At 70.1% G+C, this 8,762-nt stretch carries 7 protein-coding genes; 2 read left to right on the forward strand and 5 right to left on the reverse strand.

The window, feature by feature from the left end:
• Positions 1-71: 71 nt before the first annotated feature.
• From ACGFW5_RS33985 to ACGFW5_RS34000, 4 genes are all read right to left on the reverse strand, one after another.
• Positions 72-1,211, reverse strand: coding sequence for a hypothetical protein (locus tag ACGFW5_RS33985; RefSeq protein ID WP_393838195.1), 1,140 nt, complete (start codon positions 1,209-1,211; stop codon positions 72-74).
• Between the two features lie 86 nt (positions 1,212-1,297).
• Positions 1,298-2,293, reverse strand: a complete 996-nt coding sequence (locus tag ACGFW5_RS33990) for an ABC transporter substrate-binding protein (RefSeq protein WP_393838196.1) — start codon at positions 2,291-2,293, stop codon at positions 1,298-1,300.
• A 118-nt stretch (positions 2,294-2,411) separates the two neighbouring features.
• Positions 2,412-3,080, reverse strand: coding sequence for an ABC transporter permease (locus tag ACGFW5_RS33995; RefSeq protein ID WP_393838197.1), 669 nt, complete (start codon positions 3,078-3,080; stop codon positions 2,412-2,414).
• Positions 3,081-3,083: 3 nt separating this feature from the next.
• The gene (locus ACGFW5_RS34000) at positions 3,084-3,764 is read right to left on the reverse strand and encodes an ABC transporter permease (protein WP_393838198.1); all 681 of its coding nucleotides are present in this window, start codon (positions 3,762-3,764) and stop codon (positions 3,084-3,086) included.
• Positions 3,765-3,919: 155 nt separating this feature from the next.
• Between ACGFW5_RS34000 and ACGFW5_RS34005 the strand changes: the two genes are divergently transcribed.
• A complete protein-coding gene (locus ACGFW5_RS34005; protein WP_393838199.1) occupies positions 3,920-5,074 on the forward strand; it encodes an ABC transporter ATP-binding protein in 1,155 nt (384 codons plus the stop codon).
• A 77-nt stretch (positions 5,075-5,151) separates the two neighbouring features.
• Here the strand turns inward: ACGFW5_RS34005 and ACGFW5_RS34010 are convergent, their stop codons facing one another.
• The gene (locus ACGFW5_RS34010; protein ID WP_393838200.1) at positions 5,152-6,264 is read right to left on the reverse strand and encodes an alpha/beta hydrolase; all 1,113 of its coding nucleotides are present in this window, start codon (positions 6,262-6,264) and stop codon (positions 5,152-5,154) included.
• A 150-nt stretch (positions 6,265-6,414) separates the two neighbouring features.
• Here ACGFW5_RS34010 and ACGFW5_RS34015 point away from each other — a divergent pair, with 150 nt between their 5' ends.
• Positions 6,415-8,253 carry a phosphatidylglycerol lysyltransferase domain-containing protein gene (locus tag ACGFW5_RS34015; RefSeq protein WP_393838201.1) on the forward strand — a complete coding sequence of 613 codons (1,839 nt, stop codon included), beginning with the start codon at positions 6,415-6,417 and terminating at the stop codon, positions 8,251-8,253.
• Positions 8,254-8,762 lie beyond the last annotated feature (509 nt).

Below are 8,762 nucleotides of genomic sequence, written 5' to 3' on the forward strand. Positions count from 1 at the left end.
CTCAAGCCGGAGGTCTGCCTCAACGCGGTGCGGCTACGAGATCGCCGCGCGGCTACGAGATCGCCGTGCGGCTACGAGATCGCGGTGCGCAGGTCCGCCAGGTCGAGCTGCTCGGTCTCGTCGTGGGCGGTCAGGTCGATGACCTCGCCGACGACCTTGTCGGGGCCCTGCTGGGCCCGGCTCGCCAGGACTTCCTCGCCCACCACGTCGGCAAGGTCCTCGTCCTGTACGGCCTCGATCGCGGCGGCCACCGTGTGCCGCGCGTCGCGCGTGCCCGGCGTGTTCTGGGCCCCCGGGGTGCTCCGGGCTTCCAGGGTTCCCTGGGTTCCCTGGGTGTCCTGGGTTCCCTGGGTGTCCTGAGCGCCCGTGGCATCCCCGGTGTCCGCGGCGCCGCCCGTGCCGAAGAAGTCGAAGCTGCCCTCGGGGCGCACCGCGCGGCGGGCGGCGTGGGGCACGACGGCCGAGGCGACCGGTGCGGGCGCCGCGGGAAGTTCGGCCCGGCGGGGCTTGGCGGTGAGGGCGGCCGACGGGCGGGAGTGTTCCCCGCTGCCGAGGACCGCCGCGGGCTTCCCCTGCGGCTCCTCCGCCTCCCCGGCGCCGGTGCGCGCTGCGGCCCGGGTCGAGGACGCGTCGGCCTCGGCCCGTGCCTTCGCCTGGCGTTCGGCGCTGAGCGAGAGACATTCGAGGGCGCGGGCAGCCGCGAGGTAGGACGCCGGCGTCGGCGTACTGCCCGACCGCGCGAGCGCCTTGGGGCCGCCGGCCTCCAGGGCGAGCTGACGCCGGCCCTCCAAGGCGCTGGCCCGCTCGGTCTCGGCGGTGGCGTAGCGCCGCAGCAGCGCCGCGTGCTCGCCACGCAGCCCGGCCAGCTCCTTGCGCTTGGTGCGCAACTTGGCGTCCAGCCGGCCGCGCAGCTCGCGCGACTCCTCCAACTCGGTCTCCAGCTCGGCGATCCGCTCCTCGGTGCGCCACTGGTCGGCGGCGCGCGAGCGCGTCAGCTCGGCGACGCGGCGTCCCGCGGCCCGGTCCCAGGCGCGCATGAGCACCGAGCCGGTGACGCAGGCCGCCGCGGCCGCGGCGGCCAACGCCCGCAGAGCCGTTGGCTGATCGAAGAGCCAGGCGCCACCGGCGCAGATGACCGAGACGCCGGCGACGGCCGACGGCTGGAGGAGCCGGTGCAGCGGAGGGGAATGACGGTGGCGTCCACGTGGCATGGCCTGAAATTTACCGTGCGTAGACCTCATATGGACCCTCGCCCGCCAATCTGTTCCCCGGTAGTTACTCCGATCGCCAAATTCGGCTACTTCTTGATCAGTCCCTTCGACTGGAGATACTGCTTCGCGACATCGGCGGGCTTGGCGCGCTCGGCGTCGACCTTGCGGTTGAGCGCGACCAGATCGGCGGTCGTCAGGACCTTGGTCAGCTTGCCGAGCGCGTCGGCAATCTCCTGGCTGCCCGCGTCCTTCGCATTGACGACCGGCAGGACGTTGTCCGCGTTCTGGAGCTTCTTGTCGTCCTGGAGCAGGACGAGACCGTAGGTGTCCAGGGTCGCGTCGGTCGTGGTGGTCAGCACCAGCTGGTCCACGCCGTCCTTCACCGCCTGCTTGGCGCCCGGCGTGCCGACGCCCTTGGGGTCGATGCCGCTGACGTCGATCCCGTACGCGGACTTCAGGCCCGGCGCGCAGAACGGCCGGATCTTGCACTCGTCCCCGGCCGCGATCTTCACCTTGGCCTTCGACGCGCCCAGGTCCGAAAGGGACTTGAGGTTGTTCTTGGCGGCGAATTCCTTGGTCACCGCGAACGCGTTCTGGTCGACGGCGCCGCCGGCCGGGAGAACCTTCAGACCGCGCGGGGCGGCGAGCTTGGTCAGTTCGCCCAGCGTGGCGGCGACGTCGCTGGAGGCGAGCGGCTTGTCCTTCGCCTTGTCGCCGTTCACCTTGGCATTGAGGAATTCGGTGAGCGTGGCCGCGTATTCCGGGACGACGTCGATCTCGCCCTTCTCCAGCGCCGGTTCGTACAGTTCACGGTTCTTGACCGTGGTGATCGAGGTCGAGTACCCGGCGTCGGACAGGACCTGGGAGTACAGCTCGGCAAGGACCGAGGACTCGGTGAACCCGGCCGCGCCGATCACCAGCGGTCCCCGCTTGCCGCCGTCCGTACTGCTGGACCCACCGGACGTGCTTGAACTGCTCTTGTCCTTGCTCTTCTCCAGGCTGTCGCCGCCGCACGCGGCGAGCGTGCCCGCCAGCGCCAGCGTGCCCAGCACCGCACCGGTCGTGCGCAGGATCTTGCTCATGAAGGTTCACCATCCAGAAGGCGTCGCGGAATCACGGGGGTTGTGAGGTCACAGGGGGCGTGGAGCTCTGGGGCATGATGCCCGGGGGCGTGGATGCCCAGGGGCATGATGCCCAGCGTCACGGGCGCCTGCGCAGCGGGCTGAAGAGACGGTCGATGAGCACCAGCGCCCCCTCCACGAGCAGCGCGAGCGCCGCCACGAGCAGCGCGCCCGCCACCACCTGCGGGGTGTCGTAGACCGCGAAGCCCTCGGTGACGATCCGGCCGAGACCGCCGAGGCCCGCCATCGCGGCGATCGTCGCGGTGGCGATGATCTGCACCGCGGCCGAGCGGAGCCCCGTCATGATCAGCGGGTAGGCGAGCGGCAGCTCGACCTGGAGGAAGAGCTGCCGCCCGGACATCCCCATGCCACGGGCCGCCTCCACGGCCGCCCGGTCCACCTCGCGCATCCCGACGTAGGCGTTGGTCAGGAGCGGCGGCACCGCGAAGAGCACCAGGGCGATCACGGTCGGCAGATAGCCCGCGTTGCGCAGCGGCGTCACCATGAAAAGGGCGAGCACCGCGAACACGGGTATCGCGCGGCCGATGTTGGAGATGTTGACGGCGAGCGCGCCGCCCTTGCCGATGTGCCCGAGCCACAGCGCGAGCGGCAGGGCGACCAGGCAGGACACGACGAGGGCGAGGGCGCTCACGTACACGTGCTCGCCGAGCCGGTGCCAGGCGCCGTCGTCGCCCGACCAGTTGGATCCCGTCGTCAGCCACGTCCAGGCCTGTGTGAAGACCCCCATCGCTCAGACCGCCTTCGCCGTACGGATACGCGTCCATGGGGTCAGCAGCCACTGGACGCCGAGCAGCAGCAGGTCGGCGGCGACGGCGAGCACCACGCACAGCACGGACGCGGTGAGGATCTGCGCCTTGAAGAAGGTGGGCAGGCCCTGCTCGATGAGGTTGCCGAGGCCGCCGTGGTCGACGAGCGAACCGACCGTGGTCAGCGCCACCGTGGCGACCGTGGCGATCCTGAGCCCGGCCATCAGCGCGGGCAGCGCGAGCGGCAGCTCCACCTCGAACAGCAGCCGTATGCGCCCGTACCCCATGCCGCGGGCCGCCTCAAGGGCGTCGGACGGCACCGATTCGAGCCCGGCCAGGATGTTCCGTACGAGAATCGTCAGCGAGTACAGCACGAGGCCCGTGATCACCACGCCGGCCGACAGCCCGAACACCGGCAGCAGCAGGGCGAACATCGCCAGCGACGGCACGGTGTAGAGCACGGTCGTGAAGCCGAGGACGGTGGCCGCGACGCCCTTGCGCCCGCGCGCGAGCAGCGCGAGCGGGAAGGCCACGAGCAGGCCGATGAGGACCGACACCGCGGTGATCCAGATGTGCTGGACCGTCGCGTCGGTGAGCTCCTGGCTCCGTGAGCTCACGTACTCCCAGCAGATCCAGTCGTTCGCCGCCAGACAGTTCTGTGCCACTCCCCCACCTCCCCCGGGCGCCCGGATGCCTCTGCACCTCTGCCCCGAACGTACGTACCAAACCCTATCCCCGGCCACTGACAATCGCCCTGAACCTGTGGGGTACAGCACCATGGGCACACAAGTGCGCACGCCAGCCTTCACAATGGGGAAGCATGATCCGGTTCGAGCACGTCACCAAGCGGTACGCCGACGGCACCATCGCCGTGGACGATCTCTCCTTCGAGGTGGCCGAGGGTGAACTGGTCACCCTGGTCGGCCCCTCGGGGTGCGGCAAGACCACCACGATGAAAATGGTCAACCGGCTCATCGAGCCGAGCGGCGGGCGGATATTCCTCGACGGCGAGGACATAGCCACCGTCGACCCCGTCCAGCTGCGGCGACGCATCGGCTACGTGATCCAGCAGGTCGGCCTCTTCCCGCACAAGACGGTCCTGGAGAACACCGCGACCGTGCCGCACCTGCTCGGCGTCAAGAAGGCCAGGGCCCACGAGCGCGCGGCGGAGCTCCTCGACCTGGTCGGGCTCGACCCGAAGACGTACGGTGCGCGCTACCCGGACCAGCTGTCCGGCGGACAGCGTCAACGGGTGGGCGTGGCACGGGCGTTGGCGGCGGACCCGCCGGTGCTCCTGATGGACGAACCGTTCGGCGCGGTCGACCCGGTGGTGCGCGAGCGGTTGCAGAACGAGTTCCTGAGGCTCCAGTCACAGGTGCGCAAGACGGTCCTGTTCGTCACCCATGACATAGAGGAGGCCGTCCGTCTCGGCGACCGCATCGCCGTCTACGGGCAGGGTTCCATCGAGCAGTTCGACGCGCCGGCCGCCGTCCTCGGCACCCCCGCCACCGACTACGTCGCGGACTTCGTCGGCGCCGACCGGGGCCTCAAGCGTCTCTCGGTGACGCCCATCGAGGAGGGCGACCTCGACCAGCCGCCCGTGGTCCACCTCGACGATCCGCTGCCCGCCGACATCGCACGCTGGGCGGTCGTCCTGGACGGCGAGGACCATCTGCACGGCTGGATCTCCGGCGAGCAGGCCCGGCTGGGCACGGGCACCGTCCGCGAGCACGCCCGGCGGATGGAGGCCTGGCTGCCGGTCGGCGCCTCCCTCAAGCAGGCCTTCGCCACGATGCTCCAGCACGACGCGGGCTGGATCGCGGTGATCGACCGCGAGGAGCGGGGCCGCTTCCTCGGCGTCCTGACCCCCGCCCGGCTCCACGAGGCGCTGCGCCGCTCCATCGACGCGGACGCCCACGCGGTGCCGCGTACCGAGGTGCGGGTCGAATCGGTGGAGTCGGTCGGCCCGCGTTGAGCCGCCCGGCGCCATGCCGCTCCGCCCGGTGGAGTCGGCTCAGTTCGCGCTGAGCCCGCCCCGCCCGGTGGAATCGGTCAGTTCGCGCTGAGCCGGCCGCTGATCCACTCCAGGGCCGGCGGGATCTCACGGCGCCAGGTGTTGAAGTTGTGGCCGCCGCTGTCGAGCGTGATGGAGGACACCCGGCCCGGGGCCTTCACCTTCTTGATGAAGGACTGGGTCGGTTTGAAGTTGTCCTCGCCCGACAGCGAGCTGGTGACCAGGAAGGACGACTTCGCCGTCGGCAGGTGGTCCAGGCTCCACAGCAGGTTGGCGCGGTTCTTCTCCTGGTCGTTGCCGTGGAAGAGATCGCCGGTCGTCGGGTCGTCGGCCGCCTTGTAGTACGCGGACAGGCCGACGCTCGCCGCGAACTGCTCGGGATGGTGCATGCCCAGCTTGAGGGCGCAGTAGCCGCCGGTCGAATTGCCGATGAATCCCCAGTTGCGCGGCTTGGTGCCGACCCGGTAGTTCGCCGAGATCGCGCCCGGAACGTCCTTGGCGAAAAACGTCTCGGTCTGCGGGCCCTTCGGTATGTCGACGCACTCGGTGTCGCGCTGGCCCGCCACCGTGGGGCGCATCATGACGAGGATCATGGGCTGCATCTTCTTCTGCTTGGCCTGCGCCCAGGCCGTCTTCGGATACCGCAGACCCTTGAGCAGGTTCTCGGCGGTGCCGGGGTAACCCGTCAGGACGACCGAAGCGGGGAATGTCTTGTTCTCGTACGCCTTCTGGAAATACTCGGGCGGCAGATAGACGTAGGCGGGACTCGTTATCCCCGACTTCTGGCCCGCCAGCACGATCTTCTGGATCTCGCCGCTCACCTGCGGCTTTCCGCCGCCCGGAGTGTCCGGCTTCTGACGGGCGACGACCTGGATGTTCTTGCCGCCCGCCGAATGGTCGACGACCTTGCCCATGTCCTGCTCCTGGCCGAACAGGTCCGCCCAGGACCCGTAGAACAGGAACGAGTTGTTGGCGGCCAGACCGACCGAGGCGAAAATCGCCAGCTGGGTCGCGAGCAGCAGCCCGATCCGGCCCGTCACGGCCTTCCAGCTGCGGCGCGCCAGGCGCGGCCACAGCCAGACGGTGACCGCGAACAGCACTACCGCCAGAAGCACGGCGAGTGCCAGAACCTTGTTGCTCGTGAGACCCATGAGTCGATGAAACTTTCTGACTGAGATTTTCCTGAGACCGAGGGAACCCGCCCCTCACAAGTCCCGTCCTAGAGGGCGCAAATTGTCCGGCTGGACGGTGTGAACGCCGTCCCCCGGCCAACTGAATCTCTCGCGGAGCCACGGGAAGCGATGTCTGTCAGGATAGATGGGGACAAAAACGGATCGGTTCCGACTCGTGTACGAAAGGTCCTCCGCGGACCGCGCCCCGAGTCGGTTCCCAAGCTGGTCGGTACGGCCTGCACGATCGTGGGCCTCCTGGACGTCGCGGCCGGAGTCTTCGATCGCGTCCGGCACAGTCGGTTCCACAGCGTCAGCGAAGTGCTGCCGGGCACCTTCGGCCCCTTCGCGGCGGCCGTGGCGCTCAGCGCCGGCATCCTCCTGCTGCTCCTCGCGCACGGCCTGAAGCGCCGCAAGCGGCGAGCCTGGCGGGCCGCCGTGGTGCTGCTTCCGATCGGGGCGCTGGCCCAGTTCTGGTACCGGCACTCCGTCGTCGGCGTGCTGATCTCATTGGTACTTCTCACGCTGCTCGTCCGCCACCGGAGCGAGTTCAACGCGCTGCCCGACCCGCGCAGCCGCTGGAAGGCCGTGGCGAACTTCTTCCTGATGGGAGCGGGGTCGCTGGGCCTCGGCCTGGTCATCGTGAGCGTCCACCCCGACCGGACGGTGGGCAATCCGTCCATCGTGGACCGCATCCAGCACGTGATGTTCGGCCTCTTCGGCTTCGAGGGCCCGGTCGAGTACCAGGGCCGCACCAGCTGGACGGTCGGCTACTCGCTGGGCGCGCTCGGCCTGCTGACCGCGATCACCACGATCTACCTGGCATTCCGCCCCGAGCACCCGGCCGCCCGGCTCACCGAGGACGACGAGCACAAGCTGCGCGACCTGCTCGCCAAGCACGGCGCCCGCGACTCGCTCGGCCACTTCGCGCTGCGCCGCGACAAGGCCGTCGTGTTCTCGCCCAGCGGCAAGGCGGCCGTCACCTACCGCGTGGTGTCCGGCGTGATGCTCGCCTCGGGCGACCCGATCGGCGACGTCGAGGCCTGGCCCGGCGCCATCGAGCGCTTCATGGACGAGGCCAAGGCGCACTCCTGGACCCCGGCGGTCGTCGGCTGCTCCGAGACCGGCGGCGAGGTCTGGACCCGCGAGACCGGGCTCGACGCGCTGGAGCTGGGTGACGAGGCGGTGGTGGACGTCGCGGATTTCTCGCTGGCCGGACGCGCCATGCGGAACGTACGCCAGATGGTCAAGCGCATCGAGCGCAATGGCTACGAAACCCGCGTACGGCGCGTTCGTGACCTCTCCGACGGGGAGCTGGAGCGCGTGCGCCGGGCCGCCGAGGACTGGCGCGGCACCGACACCGAGCGCGGTTTCTCGATGGCGCTGGGCCGCATCGGCGACCCCAACGACGGCGACTGCGTGATCGCGACGGCTCACAAGGCCGACGACGAGGGCGCGGCGCCGGGGCCGTACGGCGACCTCAAGGCCATCCTGCACTTCGTCCCGTGGGGCAAGGACGGCATGTCCCTGGAGATGATGCGCCGCGACCGCTCGGCCGACCCCGGCATGAACGAGCTCCTGATCGTGGCCTCGCTCCAGGCGTGCGAGAAGATCGGCGTACGTCAGGTCTCCTTGAACTTCGCGATGTTCCGCTCGGCACTGGCGCGCGGCGAGAAGATCGGCGCGGGCCCGGTGCTGCGCCTGTGGCGCGGTCTGCTGGTCTTCCTCTCGCGCTGGTTCCAGATCGAATCGCTCTACAAGTTCAACGCGAAGTTCCAGCCGCGCTGGGAGCCGCGCTTCATGGTCTACCGCGCCCATGCCGACCTCCCTCGCATCGGCTTCGCCGTGATGCAGGCGGAGGGCTTCGTGAACCTGGGCCTGCCGGGCCCGCTGGCCCGTCTGACCCGCGCGGCCCGCCGCGAACGGGTGTGCGCGCACGTCCCGAAAGAACACGGAGTAAGGGCGGCGTAGCCGCCCCTCCCCCCACGCCCGGTGCGGGCCCCCTGACGGCCCCGCACCGGGCGTTTGCGCTGTCGCGCCCCCCTAGTGAGCGCCGCGCTCCTGAAACCCGCTTGACGGGTGCGGACCGTCGGGAGCGTGGGGACAGTGGGGGCTTGTCGCGCAGTTCCCCGCGCCCCTGGAGAGGCCGGCTTTCGGGTGCGGACCGTGCCCGCTTCTCGCGCAGTTCCCCGCGCCCCTGAACCCGCTTTCGGGTGCGGACCGTGGACGGTTGCTCGCGCAGTTCCCCGCGCCCCTGGAGAGGCCGGCTTTCGGGTGCGGACCGTGGACGGTTGCTCGCGCAGTTCCTCGCGCCCCTAAAACCCGTTCCCGACCGCGGACCGTGGACGGTTGCTCGCGCAGTTCCCCGCGCCCCTGACTACTCGATGCCGGGCAGCATGGGCATCCTCAGCCCGTCCGGCGATTGAGGACGAGCGCCGTTCAGGCGCGAACGGGGGTGCAGGGGGCGGAGCCCCCGCATG

It is taken from the genome of Streptomyces sp. NPDC048416, assembly GCF_043200435.1.
Lineage (GTDB): Bacteria > Actinomycetota > Actinomycetes > Streptomycetales > Streptomycetaceae > Streptomyces.